At 57.6% G+C, this 18,541-nt stretch carries 18 protein-coding genes; 5 read left to right on the forward strand and 13 right to left on the reverse strand.

Going from position 1 to position 18,541, the window contains the following annotated elements:
* Position 1 precedes the first annotated feature (1 nt).
* From MHK05_RS01710 to MHK05_RS01740, 7 genes are all read right to left on the reverse strand, one after another.
* Positions 2-1,537, reverse strand: a complete 1,536-nt coding sequence (locus tag MHK05_RS01710) for a UDP-N-acetylmuramoyl-L-alanyl-D-glutamate--2,6-diaminopimelate ligase (protein WP_239204379.1) — start codon at positions 1,535-1,537, stop codon at positions 2-4.
* 9 nt (positions 1,538-1,546) lie between these two features.
* Positions 1,547-3,415, reverse strand: coding sequence for a peptidoglycan D,D-transpeptidase FtsI family protein (locus tag MHK05_RS01715; protein ID WP_034655422.1), 1,869 nt, complete (start codon positions 3,413-3,415; stop codon positions 1,547-1,549).
* 207 nt (positions 3,416-3,622) lie between these two features.
* Complete coding sequence (gene ftsL / locus MHK05_RS01720) at positions 3,623-4,399, reverse strand: cell division protein FtsL (protein ID WP_239204381.1); 777 nt, start codon at positions 4,397-4,399, stop codon at positions 3,623-3,625.
* Positions 4,396-5,436 carry a 16S rRNA (cytosine(1402)-N(4))-methyltransferase RsmH gene (gene rsmH / locus MHK05_RS01725; RefSeq protein WP_275436251.1) on the reverse strand — a complete coding sequence of 347 codons (1,041 nt, stop codon included), beginning with the start codon at positions 5,434-5,436 and terminating at the stop codon, positions 4,396-4,398. Before rsmH ends, ftsL begins: the two co-directional genes overlap by 4 nt.
* 158 nt (positions 5,437-5,594) lie before the next feature.
* Positions 5,595-6,029 carry a division/cell wall cluster transcriptional repressor MraZ gene (gene mraZ / locus MHK05_RS01730; protein WP_005324499.1) on the reverse strand — a complete coding sequence of 145 codons (435 nt, stop codon included), beginning with the start codon at positions 6,027-6,029 and terminating at the stop codon, positions 5,595-5,597.
* A 451-nt stretch (positions 6,030-6,480) separates the two neighbouring features.
* Complete coding sequence (locus MHK05_RS01735) at positions 6,481-6,879, reverse strand: DUF3040 domain-containing protein (RefSeq protein ID WP_086587386.1); 399 nt, start codon at positions 6,877-6,879, stop codon at positions 6,481-6,483.
* A gap of 109 nt (positions 6,880-6,988) precedes the next feature.
* Positions 6,989-7,420: an SAV_6107 family HEPN domain-containing protein gene (locus MHK05_RS01740; protein WP_239204383.1), complete on the reverse strand. Its 432-nt coding sequence runs from the start codon at positions 7,418-7,420 to the stop codon at positions 6,989-6,991.
* Positions 7,421-7,651: 231 nt separating this feature from the next.
* Between MHK05_RS01740 and MHK05_RS01745 the strand changes: the two genes are divergently transcribed.
* Genes MHK05_RS01745 through MHK05_RS01755 form a run of 3 tightly spaced genes read left to right on the forward strand, consistent with a single transcriptional unit; the run spans position 7,652 to position 10,836 of the window.
* Positions 7,652-8,206 (forward strand): GNAT family N-acetyltransferase, encoded by a 555-nt coding sequence (locus MHK05_RS01745; protein WP_023021191.1) that lies wholly within the window; start codon positions 7,652-7,654, stop codon positions 8,204-8,206.
* Positions 8,207-8,256: 50 nt separating this feature from the next.
* Positions 8,257-9,336, forward strand: a complete 1,080-nt coding sequence (locus MHK05_RS01750; protein WP_239204552.1) for a polyprenyl synthetase family protein — start codon at positions 8,257-8,259, stop codon at positions 9,334-9,336.
* A 9-nt stretch (positions 9,337-9,345) separates the two neighbouring features.
* Positions 9,346-10,836 (forward strand): alpha-(1->6)-mannopyranosyltransferase A, encoded by a 1,491-nt coding sequence (locus MHK05_RS01755; protein WP_239204385.1) that lies wholly within the window; start codon positions 9,346-9,348, stop codon positions 10,834-10,836.
* Here the strand turns inward: MHK05_RS01755 and MHK05_RS01760 are convergent.
* Positions 10,805-11,209 (reverse strand): Rv2175c family DNA-binding protein, encoded by a 405-nt coding sequence (locus MHK05_RS01760; protein ID WP_023021188.1) that lies wholly within the window; start codon positions 11,207-11,209, stop codon positions 10,805-10,807. The two genes, MHK05_RS01755 and MHK05_RS01760, sit on opposite strands and share 32 nt — an antisense overlap.
* Positions 11,210-11,219: 10 nt before the next feature.
* Between MHK05_RS01760 and MHK05_RS01765 the strand changes: the two genes are divergently transcribed.
* On the forward strand, positions 11,220-12,554 hold the full coding sequence (locus MHK05_RS01765; RefSeq protein WP_239204387.1) for a protein kinase domain-containing protein: 1,335 nt from the start codon (positions 11,220-11,222) through the stop codon (positions 12,552-12,554).
* Here the strand turns inward: MHK05_RS01765 and MHK05_RS01770 are convergent.
* Both MHK05_RS01770 and MHK05_RS01775 read right to left on the reverse strand, forming a co-directional pair.
* On the reverse strand, positions 12,551-13,939 hold the full coding sequence (locus MHK05_RS01770; RefSeq protein WP_023021186.1) for a class II 3-deoxy-7-phosphoheptulonate synthase: 1,389 nt from the start codon (positions 13,937-13,939) through the stop codon (positions 12,551-12,553). The genes MHK05_RS01765 and MHK05_RS01770 overlap by 4 nt on opposite strands.
* Positions 13,940-13,983: 44 nt before the next feature.
* Positions 13,984-14,493, reverse strand: a complete 510-nt coding sequence (locus tag MHK05_RS01775; protein WP_239204554.1) for a polyadenylate-specific 3'-exoribonuclease AS — start codon at positions 14,491-14,493, stop codon at positions 13,984-13,986.
* Positions 14,494-14,567: 74 nt separating this feature from the next.
* Here MHK05_RS01775 and MHK05_RS01780 point away from each other — a divergent pair, with 74 nt between their 5' ends.
* On the forward strand, positions 14,568-15,749 hold the full coding sequence (locus MHK05_RS01780) for a glycosyltransferase 87 family protein (protein ID WP_239204389.1): 1,182 nt from the start codon (positions 14,568-14,570) through the stop codon (positions 15,747-15,749).
* Here the strand turns inward: MHK05_RS01780 and MHK05_RS01785 are convergent.
* From MHK05_RS01785 to MHK05_RS01795, 3 genes are all read right to left on the reverse strand, one after another.
* Complete coding sequence (locus MHK05_RS01785; protein ID WP_023021183.1) at positions 15,655-16,746, reverse strand: acyltransferase family protein; 1,092 nt, start codon at positions 16,744-16,746, stop codon at positions 15,655-15,657. The genes MHK05_RS01780 and MHK05_RS01785 overlap by 95 nt on opposite strands.
* 65 nt (positions 16,747-16,811) lie before the next feature.
* Positions 16,812-17,552 carry a lysophospholipid acyltransferase family protein gene (locus MHK05_RS01790; protein ID WP_239204391.1) on the reverse strand — a complete coding sequence of 247 codons (741 nt, stop codon included), beginning with the start codon at positions 17,550-17,552 and terminating at the stop codon, positions 16,812-16,814.
* Between the two features lie 23 nt (positions 17,553-17,575).
* A complete protein-coding gene (locus MHK05_RS01795) occupies positions 17,576-18,508 on the reverse strand; it encodes an ROK family protein (protein ID WP_239204393.1) in 933 nt (310 codons plus the stop codon).
* Between the last annotated feature and the right edge of the window lie 33 nt (positions 18,509-18,541).

An 18,541-nucleotide genomic window follows, 5' to 3' on the forward strand; every position in this document is an offset into this window, starting at 1 on the left:
ACTACTCCTTCGCATCCCTAAGGGTATCGCGCTGTAGGGTTCCGGCCAGTTTCTCCTCGATGGCGCGTGCCATTTCTTCGCGGTCATCAAAGTGCAAGGTTTTCCCGTTAATAAGCTGGCCCGCCTCGTGGCCCTTGCCGACAACGATGACGGCATCGCCTGGCTCGGCCCAGTCAACGACTTCATCGATGGCACGGGCACGAGAACCTACCTCACGAATATCGCCCTGGGGCGCGGCTTCGCGTGCACCGTCCACCACCGCAGCACGAATAGTGGCAGGGTCCTCAGAGCGTGGGTTGTCATCGGTGACCACAGTGAGGTCAGCGCGGGTGGCCGCGGCAGCGCCCATGATGGGGCGTTTTGAGCTATCACGGTCTCCGCCGGCACCGACGACGATGCCGACGCGCCCCTTGGTTCCTTCTAGTTGGCCGCGCAGAGTATCAAGCACCGCGGCGATAGCTGCCGGCTTATGGGCATAGTCCACCACGGCCACAAAGTCTTGGCCCCGGTCAATACGCTCCATACGACCGGGAACAGCGACCTTTTCCACGCCCGAGAGGAACTCCGCCGGCTCCTCTCCTACCGCTACGGCCATGCCCAGCGCCAAGCAGGCATTGGCGATATTGAACTCGCCAGGCAGTGGCAACCGGAAGGAGAAATCGGCACCGTCATAGTTCAAGTCGACCTCTTGGGCGCCGGTAGCCTCGGTGGCGGTTTGGTGCGCAGAAATCGTGGCCGCAGCCCCCTGAGTGGCCACCGTGGTTACGGGGTGGCCAGCGCTCTCGGCGACGGCGCGCATGCGCCCGCCCCACTCATCATCGAGGCAGATTACAGCCTGCTCGGCCGCCTGTTCCCCAGCAAAGAGCTTGGCCTTAGCTTCAAAGTAGTCCTCCATGGTGGGGTGAAAATCCAGGTGATCCTGGCTTAAATTCGTAAACCCGCCCACGGCAAACCGGGTTCCGCGAACACGCCCCAACTCCAGTGCATGCGAAGATACCTCCATCACCACGTGGGTGACGCCCTCGCTTTTCATGCGCGCGAATAGCTCTTGCAAGGTAGGTGCCTCGGGAGTAGTAAGCGAGGTAGGAACCGGGGTGCGGTTAATACGAGTACCGGTGGTACCGATAAGCCCCACGGAATGCCCAGCATGGAGCAGGCCAGCTTCAAGCAGGTAGCTCGTGGTGGTCTTGCCGGAGGTACCGGTGACGCCAATGACCGTCAGTTCCCGGGTGGGGTGGCCATAAATTTCAGCGGAAATCGGACCGAGCACGGCACGAATATCGTCCACCACCACAATGGGGCGGGTCTCTTGGGCCCGGCTGAGCAGGTCGAGTCCGGCGGCGTCGGTAAGCACAGCCGCAGCCTTAGTATCGCGGGCGAACTGCGCGCCGTGTGCACGGGTACCCGGCAGGGCGGCAAAGAGCGCGCCCTCAGGCAGACGGGAAGAATCCAGCCCGCACGCGGAGACCTCCACGGAGGCATCACCAATGACGCGCCCGCCAGAAAGCTGGGCGAGAGTATCCAATGAAACGGTCATACTAAGCTCCTATTGTGCCCGCAGGGTCAGCCGCGGTGCTGGTTTCGAAGTCGGAATATTGTCACGGTTGAGCAGCCAGGAGGCGATGTCTCGGAAAATCGGCGCTGCCGATTGGCCGCCGCCTCCATTGTCCTCCACACCGGATTTGGGTTCATCCAACATGACGGCAACGACGAAGCGCGGATCATCGGCCGGTGCGATACCGGCAAAGGTGATCCAATAGGCGGAGTTCGAATAGGCCCCGGTATTCGGATCGACCTTTTGAGCTGTACCAGTCTTGCCGGAGAGCTGATAACCCTTGAGTTGCGCATTACCGGCCGTGCCATTTTGCAGGCCAGCGTCATCGTCTTGGAAGACGGCCCGGAACATATCCACCGTTGTCTTGGCGGTTTCAGGGCTTATCACCTGGGTCTTTTTTGGCTCCTCCAGCTTTTCTTCCTTGCCGTCTGGCCCCTTCACAGAGTCAATGATGCGCGGCTCGATGCGCTCGCCGCCATTTGCCAATGTTTGGTACACGCTCGCCATCTGCAAGGTGGTCCAGGACTGGCCCTGACCAATGGGCAGGTTGGCGAAGGTGCCGCCGGACCATTGCTCCAGGTCCGGCACGCTACCGGCAGATTCATTCGGTAGTTCTACGCCGGTGGTATTACCCAAACCAAACTTTTCCAAGTACTTCGCGTACTTTTCTTGGCCCAATTTATCGGCAAGCATCAAGGTGCCCACATTGGAGGATTTACCAAAGATGCCGGTCGTTGTATAGGGCTCGGTGCCGTGCTGCCACGCATCGTTAACGGTCACACCCGCCATATCGATGGATCCCGGAACCTGGTGCACCTCGTCCGGGGTGGTCACTCCCTCTTGCAATGCGGCAGCAGCGGTAACCACCTTGGCTACAGAGCCTGGCTCATAAGGGTGCGAGACGCTGTGGTTTTCAAAGTCTTTGCCCTCATCGAGCTGATCCTCAATATTCTTGTTGGGATCTACGGTATCGGTATTGGCCATGGCGAGAACTTGGCCGGTCGCAGCATCAAGGACCACAGCCTCCGCGCCAGAAGCCTTGGAGTTGGCCTTGGCCTTCTCCAGCTTTTGCTGCACATAAGTCTGCAGGTCCAAATCGAGGGTGAGGGTGACATCGCGGCCATCAACGGTATCAACGACATCACGGAGCGTGCCGGGGATAACCTGGCCATCCGCGGATACGTCCTCGGTTGACTGGCCGTCAATGCCGGTTAGTTCCGTATCGCGCGCGGCCTCGAAGCCAAATTGGCCATGGCCATCCATGGATACCTTGCCCACGACATTCTCCCCAATAGCGCCATTGGGGTACTGGCGAATGTCTTGCCGGTCCGCTGCCACTCCGTGGTACTTATTGGAAATCTCTACGGCTACATCCGGATCGACATTGCGCACCAATACCTCGTATTGGGTATCGGCCTTGAGCTTATTAAGAATGTCTTCCTTTTCCACCTTGGAGGTCGAAGCTCCCGAATCCTCAATCATCTTCGGGATTCCCTCCGCCATGTCTTTGAGGGTCTCCTCCATTTTCTGGTTGAGGAAGCTATCGAGCTTCTTATCGTCCATACCCTCAGTCGAGCCGTCATTCTGGGCCTCGATTTCGGCCTTGTCTTTTAGCTCATCGCGCAGACGAGTAGGTGAGACGGTCAAGGACCGAGACTTCATCGTATAAGCCAAGCGCTGGCCGTCGCGGTCTAAAATCTCTCCCCTACGGGCCGGCTCAATATAGACGCGCTCGCGCTGAGTTACGGCCTTGGCGGAAAGGTCCGGACCCCATACGAGCTGCACCCAGGCTAGTCGGCCGACAAGGACAACCATAGCCACGAGCACCACGGAGACGATAATGCGCAGACGCTTGCGCATCAGCTTCTTTTGCGGCACCGCGGAGCTGGTGGTGCGGCGCGGGCGGCGCCTAGCCCTACTTGGCGTAGTCACAGTCCAATGTCACCTTCCCTATTTCCGCCACAATTTCTTGCGTGTATTGATTGTGCCCTACAAAAGTCAGAATGCCCGCGCCACCACGCGCGAGCATCATCATTTTCACCGAATATTCTTTCCTAGCTACTCCGGCTACTCGGCGCGGCTGGCGTACGGCGCACGTGCGGGAAGGTTGGGGCGCGCGTCATCCTGCGCGGCGCCGGTATTCCCGGCATCACCGCCGCGGGTGGTGCGCTGTTGGCCTTGCGGCACGGCGTTTAAGGAATCCGAGAGGCCTTCAGTATCCTTCGGGTCGCTGGAAGCTTGGCCGGGGCGGATAGGTTCTCCGTTTACGTCAATAAGCTTTTCCGTATCCGGGGTGCCTTCGCGCTTATCGATGATCTTTCCATCGCCGCCAACTTCCGCAATACCTGGCTGCTTAGGAATGGCCATGCCCATTTCATCCGCACGGCGCGCGATGTCTGCAGAAGAGCTGAGATTTTCTGCATCACGGTTGAGGGTTTCAATCTGGTTATCCAGTTGGGAATCCTGAACGGTGAGCTGTTGGATGGCAAAGGTTTGCTTGGTAGACAAACCGGACAGCCACATTGCCACAGCTACGCCGACGATGAGAAGCGTAAGCGCGATGACAGACAGGCGGGCAAACAGCCCGCTCTTCTTAGTCTGCGGCTGCAGCTGCCGGCCGCGGAAGCTAACAACCTGCTTCGATCCCAGGCGGTTCGTGCTGCGGCTGCGGTGCGGCACCCGGGTGCGGCTCGGGGCACGCTTCGTGCTGGGACGCTCACGCAGCGCCGTCGGGGCTCCGGTATCGATTCCGGTGGTGAAGTCTCGGCTGGCGCCCATGGTGCGAGTGGCCTCTCTGTCGCGGCTGTCAGTCTTTAGGTGGTTTCGACGTGGGATTGTGCTCATGGCCTGCCTCCCGGCGGTAGAAATTCTGGCATTCCCTCGAGCCTTTCGATGGCACGAACACGCACCGACGCGGCCCGGGAATTTTCTGCAATCTCCTCTTCGGAGGCCTTTTCCGCGCCTCGCGTCACGATTGTGAATTTCGGCGCGGTGCCAGGAAGGTCCATTGGCAGTCCGGCCGGAGTTGTGGACGTGGTCAATTCTTTAAAGGCCGCCTTCACGATGCGGTCTTCCAAGGACTGGTAACTCATAAATACGGCACGGCCTCCTACCGATAGTGCTTGGGTAATAACCGGCAGCACATTTTCGATAGCCTCCAACTCGCGGTTGACCTCGACGCGTAAGGCTTGAAAGGTGCGCTTCGCGGGGTGTCCCCCTGTACGCCGGGTCGCGGCCGGAATGGCGTCGTAAAGCAGCTCAACTAAGCGCGCGGAGTTAGTGAAAGGCTCCTTACCGCGCTCCTTCAGTACAGCCGAGGCAATTTTCCCGGCAAAACGCTCATCGCCATAGGTCTTGAGGATCCGAGCCAAATCACCGTGCGAATAGGTGTTGAGCACATCCGCCGCAGTAATCCCCTGCGAGGGATCCATACGCATATCCAGCGGTGCATCCGTCTTGTACGCGAATCCGCGATCCGCCTGATCGAGCTGCATCGAAGAAACGCCAAGGTCAAAGAGGGCTCCGGCAAGGCCGACGCTGCGGGCCAGATCAAAGTTATAGCCCTCGCCTTCCGCAATGGCACTGCCCAACTCATCAAAGCGAGCGTTGACGCCAATGAAGCGATCGCCATAAGGCGCTAGACGTTCGGTTGCGTTGCGCAGCGCCTGTTGATCGCGGTCTACGCCAATCACTCGGACATTGGGGAAAGCTTCTAGAAAATAGCGGGTGTGGCCGCCGGCGCCCAAGGTGGCGTCAACAAGCACGGCATTATCCCCCGCCGTTTCTACTTGGGGGCGTAGGAGATCGGCCATGCGCTCGCGCATGACAGGCACATGGCCGTGATTATCAGCCACGTCATAATTTAGGTTTTCAATAGCCATGTCTCCCCGCAACCCCCTTTCTTCGAATCTCGGACTTCCAGTGGTGGAAAGCATGCGAGTGCGTATAGGGCCCTGTCCGAGGCAGGTTTCTGATATCGGGGAAGTACACCAGAATCATCCGCCTCGGACAGAGTCCTTACACGCACTCTTGTGCAGGCTTAGAGCAAGCCCGCCAGTACGTCATCGGCATCTGCGGCCGAATAAGCATCTTCAGTTTGCGACTGGTACTCGGCCCACGCGGCCGCGTCCCAAATTTCGAGAAAGTCCACAGAGCCAACCACAACGCATTCCTTGGACAGGTTCGCGTACTCCCGATGCCCCGCGGACAACGTGATTCGACCATGCCCGTCCGGCCGCTGTTCGTCCGCACTTGCTGCCAAGTTGCGAATGAAAGCGCGTGCTTCTGGGTTGGTTCGAGAAACCGCCGCTGCCTTCCGTGCTCGTGCCGCAAACTCCTCCCGTGGGTACACGGCCAGCGAGTGGTCCTGCCCCTTGGTGACCATGAGGCCACCCGCGAGTTCATCGCGAAACTTTGCCGGAAGCGTAAGACGTCCTTTGTCATCGAGCTTCGGAGTGTAGGTTCCGAGAAACATCCCGGCATCCACCTTCCTTACTCGAAAACTCCGGATTCTCTCACTTCAGAATCGAGACATTGAAGCCCCTCTTTCCTCCGCTGCGCCCCACTCTACCCCACTTTCCCCCACCTAACCCACTTATTGCCGCGTGTCCTTCAGTTAGTCCACAATTTCCCGCAGCTAGATAGCGGTTTTTCAGTGGGAAGAAATCCCCTAAAGAGCCTTGACAGCCCACTACAGCCACCTCTTACACCCCACCCGTAACACCAATATAATGCGCCCCGATTCCCTCACCTCCCCCATATCCTGTGTTATCAAGGCGTTTTGACTGGGCCTACGGGAAAGCTACCCCACAACAGCCCACCGAACGCTTCTCCGGTGGGGCAAAGTGGGGATTTTTGGTTGGATACAAAAAATCCCCGGTCAACCTTTGCTAGGTCGACCGGGGTGAGCTTGAAAATGAGAAGCGCTAACGCCCCTCAAAACGGCGGCGGAAGTTTTCCTCCAGCTTATCGCTGACTCCGCCCCTACGGGCGGCAGACTTCTTTGCACGGGCACCAGAATCACGCTTCTTCACCGAATAGCCGGAGCCATCACCGCGCAGCATCCACACACCAGCGGCAAACATCACTAAAAAGCCCGCAATGGAAAGCGCAATAAACCACAGACTCTGTTGCGCGAGGGCAACACCGCCAATGAGCATGCATAGACCGACAACAACGAGTGCTACACCACGCAGGGTTACCGCGCCGCCAGAGCCACCGAACGACGCAGGCTCAGAAACGGAAGCGCCAAACTTAGGATCATCAGCAAGTAACGATTCCTCAATTTCACGGAGCGTACGCTGCTCCTGTTCAGAAAGAGACACTGTTCCTCCAACTAGGGATTGGGCTTCGGGCGGCAATAGTTCTACTTATACTAACGCCCAGAATAATCAGTATGTTCCCTAAAAGGTAGTGAGCGCCCCCACGCAGTGACTACGCAGCAAAAGAGCCAAAAGAAGTCCCTAACTCACTTTCATCCAAGAACTGTGCAGCACGCTGCATAAGACCGTAGACAAAATCCTCGCCCGGGACTTCATCCAAGCCCGACGCTACGCGAGCGCGGGTACGCGAATAGCCCTCAAAAGATTCAGCCCACCGCTTTTCCTCCACACCTACGAGCGCTAGCCGGTCCCATGCGCTAGAGGGGAGGCGGCGACGTCGAGCCACCGCCGATACAGCTACCCGCGCCCCCGCGGTGCGAAGGGCCGATTGGTACGCCACCTCTAAAGCTTGATCGAACCTCCCCTCAGCCGCATAACCGCGTGCGACATCCAATAATTCTCGAGCCTGAAAGAGGAACCGCGCTCGCTTGCCGCCCGCCCGGCCATTAGAACGGGTACGCGTTGCCGAAATAATCTGTGCCATTGCCTTTGTCCTTAACTAAATAAATAACGTCGTTGGTTTTGCCCATTGACCCTAAGGAAGCCGCCGGACATTTCATCCTTAAGAATAGTGCACCTGTTCGAATTAGACAAGGGTATACCCTGCGCACAAGGTTCTATAAGGCCGATTGTTCGACTTTTTAACACCGCGTCCGAAAGACAGAGTTCGCCCCACTGTCCGCCTCTGGGCCAGACTTCTGGTGTCATAGATACTGTGAGCTTTGAAATTCGCCGCCTAACCCCGCCGGAGTTTTCCTTACTGGCCCCTCAATTGGTTGAAATCCATATCGAGGCAATGAACTACAACCCCGCCATCGTGCACAGCCGCATCTCCAGCTGGCGACGTGACTTGACGCGCCCTGGATTCAGCGCGCAGATAGCCACCCAGGACGACGGCATCGTTGGGGTGTCCTATGGGTTTCTAGGTTCTCCGGATAGCTGGTGGGACGCTGAGCTTCGTCGCGGGCTACGTTTGCAAGGCGGTCCCACTGAAGAGCAGTGGGACATCGTACGCAACTACTACGAATTGGCGGAGATCCACGTATTGCCGCAATACCAGGGACACGGCCTGGGTAAAAAGCTCTTAGAGGGATTGTTATGGAATGCCCCGGCGCGTTATGCCCTATTGTCCACGCCTGAAGTACCAAACGAGGACAACGGTGCCTTCCGCCTCTATAGGTCCGCCGGTTTTTTCGATGTCCTCCGCAATCACCTCTACCCCGCCGATGCCCGCCCTTTTGCCATCTTGGGCGCTAGGCTGCCGCTGTAAACCTCTGTTATTTCTTATGTGCTCTAGGCGGTATCGTGTGGGATGTGACTATGCAAAATATTCCTGAGCTGGCGGACATTTCCGGTGCGGTACGCGAAGAACTCGCTGCCTTTCTTGATCAACGCCGAGAGCAGGTGGCCGCAATTGGTGCCCCTGTAACTAAGGCCGTGAGCTTTTTGGAATCCTTCGTGCTTGACGGCGGCAAGCGGGTGCGCCCCACCTATGCCTGGGCGGGCTACCTCGCTGCTGGTCGCGGAGAAGAAGACCCGGAGGCCATGCTCCGCGCGGCCGCTTCCCTGGAATTTATCCAGGCATGTGCGCTCATCCATGATGACATTATCGATGCTTCAAATACCCGGCGCGGCAATCCTACGGTGCACCGAGGCGTCGAAAAGCTGCACCGCGAGTCGGGATACTTGGGGGACCCAGAATTTTTTGGCACGTCCGTAGCAATCTTGGTCGGCGATCTAGCGCTGGTGTATGCGGAGGACATGTTCCAGGACTCCGGTCTTAGTGCGGCAGCTTTACACCGAGCTCGCAGCCCGTGGCGCGGCATGCGAACTGAAGTCATTGGCGGACAACTTTTAGATATCTCTTTGGAGGCGGCCGGTTCCGAATCCGTAGAGCTTGCCAATTCCGTCAACCGCTATAAAACGGCCGCCTATACCATTGAACGCCCATTGCACTTGGGCGCCTCGATTGCCGGTGCTAGCGAAGAACTTATCGCAGCCTTCCGCGGCTACGGGCAAGATATCGGCATTGCCTACCAGTTGCGCGACGATCAATTGGGTGTCTTTGGCGATCCCGCCGTAACCGGCAAACCTGCCGGTGATGATCTGCGCGAAGGAAAACGCACCGAGCTTTTGGCGCTAGCGCTTCGTCGCGCGGATGAATCCGACCCGCAGGCTGCGGCCACCCTACGCAAGCTCATCGGTCACACCTCAGATCCCCAGGAGCTATCGCGCTTAGCGCAGATTATCGCTGATTCGGGCGCACCGGAAGAGATTGAGCGCCGCATCGCATCACTGACGCAATCCGGTTTGCAGCACCTGCGCGCCGCACGAGTAGATCCCGCGGTAACCGAAACCCTAGAGCAGTTGGCAATCAAGGCCACGGCTCGCCACAAGTAGGTTTTTGCCGTGTCAAAGACGTACTCCTTTCCCATTCCGCGCGCGCTACCACTGGGATTATCGGCATCCTGTATTTTGCTGTTTGCCTCATTCTCCGGCGGCGCTACCCGGAACCGCGGCGGGCTCCTTGAGGCGCTAAATATTGGCTTCTTGTCTTATGGTCACGGGCGCAATCTCGGTCTTGCGCTGTACTGGGTGGGCATTTTCCTCTTAGCTGCGGCTTGGGTACTCGCTGGGCGCACCATTATTCGCCCGCAGCTTACTAACCCTCGCCCCAAGGGCGGCTTACGCGATATCCAGCGCATCCTCTTTGCCTGGGTCACTCCCCTTGTATTTGCCGGTCCCCTGGCTTCGCGCGATGTGTATTCCTATCTCATGCAGGGCGCAATGGTCCGCGACGGCTTCGATCCTTATACCGAAGGTGCTGCTGTCAATCCAGGCCCCTTCCTTCTTGAGGTTTCCCAGGACTGGCGCAATACCACCACGCCCTATGGCCCCCTTCATTTATGGATAGGTGAATTGGTCACCGGCTTGGTGGGTGACAACGTCACCGCAGGTGTCGCCGCGTATAAGGTTCTTTCCCTATTAGGTTTTATCACCATCGCTTGGTCTATCCCCCGCATCGCTTCGAAACTCGGCGCTGATCCGGCGGTAGCTTTGTGGCTCGGCGTGGCAAACCCAGTCATTATCTTGCACCTCATCGGCGGCATGCACAACGAATCTCTCATGGTGGGTCTCGTATCTATCGGGCTGCTAGCAGCTTTGAACAGGCATTTCCACGCCGCCCTCCTCCTCGTAGGCACGGCAGTGGCGATGAAGGCCACTGCCGTCATTGCGGCACCTTTCATTGTATGGATGATGCTTCACTACTACGCGCCCAAAGGCTCTAGCAAGTGGCGGTCGCTATTCGTCTTTGTGCTTTCTGGCCTAACTGCGCTGGTAGAAATCATCGCTGCGGTAGCCCTCATCACATGGATTTCGGGAACGTCTTGGGGCTGGTTGTCTCAGGTAAGCGGCAATTCCAAGGTGATCAACCCGCTTGCGGGGCCAACCCTAGCCACTGATGTAATCTTCCCCGCCGTGCAAATCTTTATGCCGGATGCTTCCTATAACGCCATCCTGGCTGTCTTGCGCAGCATCGCAATGGCCTGCATGCTCATCGGACTGGTGGCGGTGTGGTGGCTATGCCGCAAGGACGACCGCGACGCTGTCATGGGCACCGCGGCCGCCTACCAGGTCGCCTTTGTCTTCAATGCCGTGACCTTGCCGTGGTATTACGCCTCCATCTTTACCCTGATGGGCACGTTCCGGCCGCCATTATGGCTTATTAAATTCGCCTCCGGCGTGGCCCTGTTTATCGGCGTCTCCTTCTCCGGCGATGGCAATCACCAGCTCTACAACTGGTTCTGGGTCATCGGGATGATCGTGGTGGCATGGTTTGCCATTCAGTGGATATTTGAAGGCGTGCCTAAAAAGCGGCAGCCTGAGCACGCCGGATAACCTCGCGGGCGAGGTGACCATGCAAGGCATCGATGGGGCGGCCCGGCAGTGAATCATCCTCAGTAAAGAGGTGCTTGAAGATTTCGGTGTCCTTATAGCCGCCGTCGGTCAATACGGTAATCGCCGCGGTCACATGCTTGGCAATGACACCTTTATCATTGAAGAAGGCCAGCGGCACCCGCTTTCCTTCTGGGGAATCCCAGGCGATGAACTTTCGGTCCTGCAGCAGGTCATAGGCGCGCGTAATGGGCAAGTCTAGCTTTTCTGCTACTTGCTGCATGCTGAGCAGTTCTTCGTTAGCGAGCAAGGTATCTAGGGATTTTTCTGCATTAGTCACGTTCTCTACTTTAACGCGGGCTAGAGGATCAGCCATACTGGGAAGCATGACTAGGTTGGAAATTGGTGACGTGCTGGAAAACCGTTACCGCATCGATCGCCCCATTGCCCGCGGTGGCATGTCTACCGTCTATCGTTGCGTGGACATGCGGCTTGGGCGAGCGGTAGCGGCCAAGGTCATGGACGAGCGCTATTCCGATGACCCAGTTTTTATCAAGCGCTTTTCGCGCGAGGCCCGCGCCATGGCTCGTTTGCAGCATCCCAACCTCGTGGCTATTCACGACTTTTCGGCCGATGGTGAGCCCATCTACCTCATCATGGAGCTCATCGATGGCGGTACGCTGCGCGAGCTTCTGGCCGAAGGCGGCCCCTTCCCAGTGCAGGCGGCCACCTCTACCCTGCGCAATGTTCTCCGCGGCCTAGAGGAGGTGCATTCCACCGGGCTCATCCACCGCGACATCAAACCCGATAATGTGCTTATTACCTCCCACCACCGAGTAAAGGTGGGCGATTTTGGGCTGGTGCGCGCCACCAATGCCGAAGCCACGACAAACATGATTGTGGGCACCGTGTCCTACCTTGCGCCAGAGCAAGTCACAGGTGGGGAAATTACCCCGGCCTCAGATGTATATTCAGCCGGTATTGTCCTCTTCGAGCTGCTTACCGGCACCGTTCCCTTTTCTGGCGATACTCCCATGGCGCATGCCACGGCCCGCTTAAATTCCGACGTCCCCGCGCCGTCGTCGCGTATCTCTGGTGTGCCCAAGCTTGTCGACGCCCTCGTGGCCACCGCCACCGCCCGTGATCCCCGTGAGCGCTTCTCCGACGCCGGCGAGTTTCTCGAGGCACTCGATGACGTCTGCCGAGAGCTCGATCTCCCAGACGTGACCATCCCCGTGCCAAGGAACGCTGCGGCAGCGCGCACGGCACAGGCTCCTACGGATTTTTCTGGCACAGGAGCCACCGAGATCTTTGAGCCCACTCGCAGCATCTCGCAGGACGAAACGGAACATCTTGACGGTGGCCCGACAGAAGTCATCCCGCCGCAGCGCCTTAGTTTTGAAACAAAACTGGATATGCCTCAGGCGGAGGCCGCTCCAGGGCCGCAGCCACAACCGCAGCCATATTCCACGGCCGAGTCCCCCCTCGAGCCGTTTGCCCCGGCAGCTGCATCTGCGCCACCACCGGTGCCGGCGTCTGTCCCTGAGCAACCGGTCCACAGCGCACAAGAAGAACCCGCCGAGCGTCCGTTGACCAACCGCAATCCGCTTTCACTAGTTCTTTTCCTACTAGTGGTAGCGATTGCTGTTGGCGCGGTGGCGATCGGCGGGTGGTGGTTCGGTTCTTCGCTTTATGGCATGACGCCGAACCTGTGGATTTAGTTACGCAGCATCTCCGCAATGAGGAAGGACAGCTCTAGCGATTGCTGTGTATTCAAGCGCGGATCTACGGCAGACTCATAGCGGCCCGGCAGGTCCACGTCGGTGATGTCCTCGGCACCGCCTAGGCACTCGGTGACGTCTTCACCGGTGAACTCGAGGTGCACGCCACCCGGATGGGTGCCCAGTTCACGGTGGACCTCAAAGAAGCCTTGGACCTCGTCCACAATCTTGTCAAAGTGGCGAGTCTTATAACCATTGGATGCGGTAAAGGTATTGCCGTGCATCGGATCAGACTGCCAAACCACCTTGTGGCCTGAGTCTTCCACTGCCTTCACGATGGCAGGTAGAACGCTGCGGACCTTATCGTGGCCCATGCGCGAAATCATGGTCAGGCGACCAGGTTCGCGGTTCGGGTCGAGCCTTTCTGCGTACTCCACGGCCTGCTCTGGGGTTACCCCTGGCCCCAGCTTGATGCCCACTGGGTTGCCAATCATCGCCGCAAAATTCACGTGGAAATCCTCGATACCTCGAGTGCGCTCACCAATCCATACTTGGTGCGCAGAAAGATCGTAGAGCTTGGTATCGCCGTTATTATCCAAGCCCAAGCGCAGCATGGAGCGCTCGTAGTCCTTCAGCAATGCTTCGTGCGAGCAGTAGATATCGGCAGAGCGCAAGGTGTCATCGTGCACGCCGCAGGCATTCATAAAGTTCAGGCCGTTTTCGATCTCACGGGCTAGGTCCTGGTAGCGGGCACCAGCGCGAGATTTACGCACGAACTCACGGTTCCACTCATGCAGGCGGTAGAGATCCGCAGTTCCAGACGAGGTTAGCGAACGTACCAGGTTCATTGCCGCCGAAGAGTTTGCGTAGGCGCGGATCATGCGGGCGGGGTCGTGACGGCGCGCCTCCTCGCTTGGCTCCACGCCATTGACAATGTCACCGCGGTAGTTCAACAGACCGTTAGAATCCGTATCAGAGGAACGCGGCTTGGCGTACTGGCCGGCGATGCGGCCCAGTTTCACCACGGGAACCGAGGCACCATAGGTCAACACCACGGCCATCTGCAGCAGCGTTTTCACATTGCCGCGGATATGCGGCTCGGTATTTGACTCAAACGTTTCTGCACAGTCGCCGCCTTGCAGCAAAAAAGCCTTGCCTAGGGCAACGTCTGCCAGCTTCTTCTTGAGCGCTTCAATCTCGGGCGCAACCACGATAGGAGGCACGGATTCGAGAATTTTGCGCACGTTATTGGCCTGGGAGGGATCCCAGCTTGGCTGCTGCTTTGCATCACGCTTGATGACGTCTTGGAAGACTTCCTCGATGCCCTCAGGCAATGGTGGAAGGTCCGGGAGAACGCCTTGCGGAATATCTACTGTCCAACTCACACTGCTATTTAACCATTAAGGACCTATAGCGCGTTAGTTAAATTCTAGATATTGATTCTATTGCCCTTAGAGAGCGGAAGCACCTGGGCGCAGGCACGGAACTTGGCAAGGTTATGGCGGGCGTCGACAAGCGCATCATGATTGCCCTTTGGCACGGCGGGCAAGCTTGGTCGTCCTGCAAACTCCCAGTACTGCTTGAGCTCGCGGGTATAGCGCGGCATCCGCCTAGGCAGCCCGGCCATATCTCCCCACAACTGCGCCAATACCACGTGATCGTAGGCTCCCACCCACGCCCACAGCTCTATCGGAGTGGAACTTTGGGTCAGGAATTCAAAGACCTCCGTGCGGATGGTCTCCAAAGGTTTCCACACTGGATCCCGGGGGCTGGGCAACTTGGCTAATACATTGTCTTTTACCCAAGAATTGGCCTTTGCCGGATCAAAATCCGTAGACACAGCGTAGTACTCGCTGCCATTCTCACCGACGATGCCGATGGAGACCAATTCAATGGTCTGTCCATCTTCGATAAATTCGGTGTCATAGAAGTAGCGCACGTCTCCCAAGCCTAGCGTCGCCTTATCCGGGGCGGTAAATTGGCCCCTTAAAGAGACAGTTGTACACTTCTGGCGTGAAGAAGTCTGTGTGGTTTACTGCATTTCCCTTGTGCCTATCTGCCCTCGTGGCCCTTTGGTGGCTGATTGATATTCCGGAGCTTTTCTCCGGCCATTTCTCCACCTACTACCACATTGACCTCGACGTTTACCGCGAAGGCGGTGCCGGCTTTGGCAGCGATTTATATGCCAAAGATTACCTAGTGGGCAGCAATCGCGATGTCTCTCTCCCCTTTACCTACCCGCCGTTTGCGGCGCTGCTTTTTGTCCCATTGAGCTGGATTCCCCTCACCGCCGCAAGCATCCTCATATCTATCGCTTCCTTTGCTGCGCTTTGGGGCTGCGTAGCCCTCGTTCTGCGTGCTTTGCGCTGCCCTGGCTGGGCAGGTTGGGCGCTTTTGGCCGCAATGCTTACTGAGCCGATCACGGAGACCTTTAGCTTCGGGCAGGTCAATATCTTGCTGTCCGCACTAGTGGTGGTGGATATCCTCTGGCTTAGCCCCAGCCGTGGCCGCGGCGTGCTGACCGGTATTGCAATGGCTATCAAGCTCACCCCCGCAGTATTCCTCGCCGTGTTCTTTGTCCGCAGGGAATGGCGCGCATTTTTCAGCGCGCTAGGCGCCTTCCTAGCCGCGGGTCTCCTTGCCTTTGCTTGCAATCCGCATAGTTCCATCCAGTACTGGAGCGATACGTTGCGCGATTCCAACCGCATTGGCGGCCTTGCCTATAGCTCCAACCAATCTCTGCGCGGATTCTTCAGCCGCCTAGCCCCAGAACACGCCGAAAAGCTATGGCTCGTAGCTGTTCTCCTCGTCATTGCCCTCGTCTGGTTTACCATGGAGCGTCTCTCACAGGAGAACCAAGCGGTGCTCATGCTTCTGGCCGCATCAGTTTCGCTGCTGTGCTCGCCGGTGTCGTGGTCGCACCACTTTACCTGGCTCGTTTTGGCGGGAGTGCTTCTGGTGGCCCGTCGCCACTGGGGGTTTGCCGCACTAACGTGGCTGGCGCTTCTGGCTCGCGGGCACTGGCTCGTGCCTCATGCCAATGGCCAAGAGCTAAGCTGGGCCTGGTGGCAGCACATCGTGGGCAATGATTACGCCATCGTTACTGCCCTGCTGGTTCTTTGTTCGCTACCATTGGCTCTACGACGGGCCGGCGCTTATCAATCCGCGGTGGAACCAGCGTCCACCCAAGGATAGGTACCTTGCCCAGCGCCCACAGTGCCACCGAGGCCGCTGCCGAGTAGAAAAAGCAGGCTCCAATCCAGAACCAGGTATTTTCCATGGGCCACGCGCCGGCCAGGCTCACCGCGTAGTCTCGGTGGGCCATGAAGAACCCGAATCCCACCGTCATACCAATGGGGTGGGCCAAGTAAATGGGCAACGTGTGCCGGCCGACAAATTTTACGAAGGTGGAAAGCGCCGGAATATGGCTGATGATGACCGCACCGACGATGCCCGCTGGGGTTTCGAGCGTTTGCTCTGCAAAGCGAATCAAGAGATCTAAATCGCCCCGGCCGAGGACGTCCCCACCTGGCAATGGCCACTGCACAGCTACGTCACCTTCGATAGCATTCCAGGTTTGGCGGAGGGACAGTCCCGTGATGTAGCTAATGATGGCCGCACAATATACCCATAGCGATCCTGTGTGGAAGTTGCCCTTGAAGGGTGCTTCGGCGGCGTCGGCAAACCGCGTAATTGGTCCACGCAAATAGGCCGCCCCCACGAAAATGGGCAAGAACATAATTGCCTTGCCGATGAAAAAATAGTGGTCCTGCCAGGCTATAAAAAGCAGCGGTGCAAAACTTAGTCCTATGCCCGCCCACGCTGGCAGCTTGCGCACGGCCCACAAAAATATATTGAACAAAATGAGCGAGTGAATAAACCAAGCCATCGTGTGCCCCAAAAGCAGGTTATACAGTAGCTCAGTAACCTGGAGATAGGGATCACCGAAAACCCAGTGATACTCGATGCGCTTGGTCCATAGTTCAACGGTCATCCACACCGTATAGGGAACGAGGAAAAACCACAGGCGTCGAGTAAATAGCTCGCTAAAAGAATAGCGAAAAATCTTGGTAGAGAAATAGCCGGATACGAGAAAGAACAAGGGTAGGCGGAGCGGGTCCAGCCATACGTTTAGGGCAGCCAACCACGTTAGCTCACCTTCTGGAACTACCAGCGTGACGTGCAGCAGCACGACGCCGATAATGGATACGCCTTTAGCGGTATCTGGCCAGGCTAAGCGGGCCTTGGGAATAGTGATTACCTCCCCTTGTATTCTGCGCCGGCGGGGTAACCATGGCCAGCTTTGAGTGAAGCCTTCACATCGGAGGCGTACACATCAACATAAGGCTTATCGCTCATCTCGGCCAAATTGCGCATCACAAAATCAGTAAAGGCACGGATCGTCTCATGCTCTTTTGGATTCATACCGCGCTCTTTGGCCCACTCATGCGGCCAGATGGCGTCGCCCACCCGCACGCCGACCTTGAAGGGGCGAGGAATCCACGAGTCAATGGGATTAGCTTTGCGCGTGTTGATCATCGCAATGGGGAAAACCGGTTGGTTAGTCTCCATCGCAATGCGCGCCATGCCGGTGCGGCCCTTATAAACGCGACCATCCGGAGAACGGGTGCCTTCCGGGTAAATACCGAAAAGGTCCCCGCGGGACAAGATGCTTTCTGCGGTTTGCACAATGGCATCGCCAGCGTCTTCACTATCGCGCTCGATGGGGACTTGGCCTACCGAAGTAAAAAACCACTTCTGCAAGCTACCGACGAACCCAGGGGTGGTGAAATATTCCGACTTAGCTGGAAAGGTAATCTGGCGAGGGCATACCAAAGGAAAGAAGAAAGAATCCATCACAGCTTGGTGATTCGAGACCAAAATCGCGGGCCCTTCCGCTGGGATGTTTTCAATTCCCTCGGTCCACGGGCGATTCCATACGCGCAGGACAGGTCCGAAGAATATGTACTTAAAAGCCCAGTACCACTTGTTTTTCATCGCCAGGTCGTCCTTTGTTCGTTCTAACGGCCGCTACGGGCCAAATCGGCTACGCCAATCATACCCGCTGCAGACCCCAATTCCGCGGTGGCAACACGTGCGAGGGGGCGATGCCCTGCCCCGACAATATCTTGCCCCATGGCTTTGGTGGCCCCTTCGAGGTACAAGTCCGCGTCTTGAGATACGCCGCCGCCAAGCACTATGAGCTCTGGATCGAGGACATCGGCCACAATGGACAGGCCTTGGCCTAGCCACCGGCTGAAGTCTTCCATCACCGCTACAGCAAGCGGGTCTCCCCTACGCGCTGCCTGGGTAATTTCTTTACCTGTAGGCTCCGCCGGCAACGAAGTCTCATAATGTTCACGCAGATCGGCGCAGGTATCCGGCAAGGCAGTCCCGGAGGCATAACGCTCCAAACAGCCACGCTTGCCACACGAGCACTGCCGCCCATTAGGAGACACCACGATATGCCCAAACTCTGGTGCGGTCCCGAACGCACCGCGGTAAATGGTGTCATGCGTCATCAGCGTGGCGCCGATTCCGGTTCCCACTGCAAAAAAGACCCAATCTTCCGCGCCACGACCAGCACCAAAGCGCCATTCTCCCCACGCAGCAGAATTTGCATCATGCTCCAAGCGCACGTGCATGTCTAGCTTGCGCGAAAGCGATTCCTGCACGTGGGCTTGCCGCCATGGAAGATGCGGGGCAAAGCGCACTACTTCGCACGAAGGATCCAGAAATCCCGCCAATGCGAGGCCAACCGCATCCACTGTATATTCAGCGCGCAGTTCCTCGACGATACCCACTATGTCCGCTTCCAGTTGCTCGACGTCCATAGAAGTGGGAACGGTACGGCTGGCGAGAATTTCCCCTTCCCGAGTGATCACTCCACCGCGCACGTTGGTGCCACCGACGTCAAAGCCGATAGTGAGATCGGCGGAGTTGTTCTTAAGCATGCATAACAGAATATACCGACAACCTGGTTAGGG

Source organism: Corynebacterium nasorum (assembly GCF_022347325.1).
Lineage (GTDB): Bacteria > Actinomycetota > Actinomycetes > Mycobacteriales > Mycobacteriaceae > Corynebacterium > Corynebacterium kefirresidentii.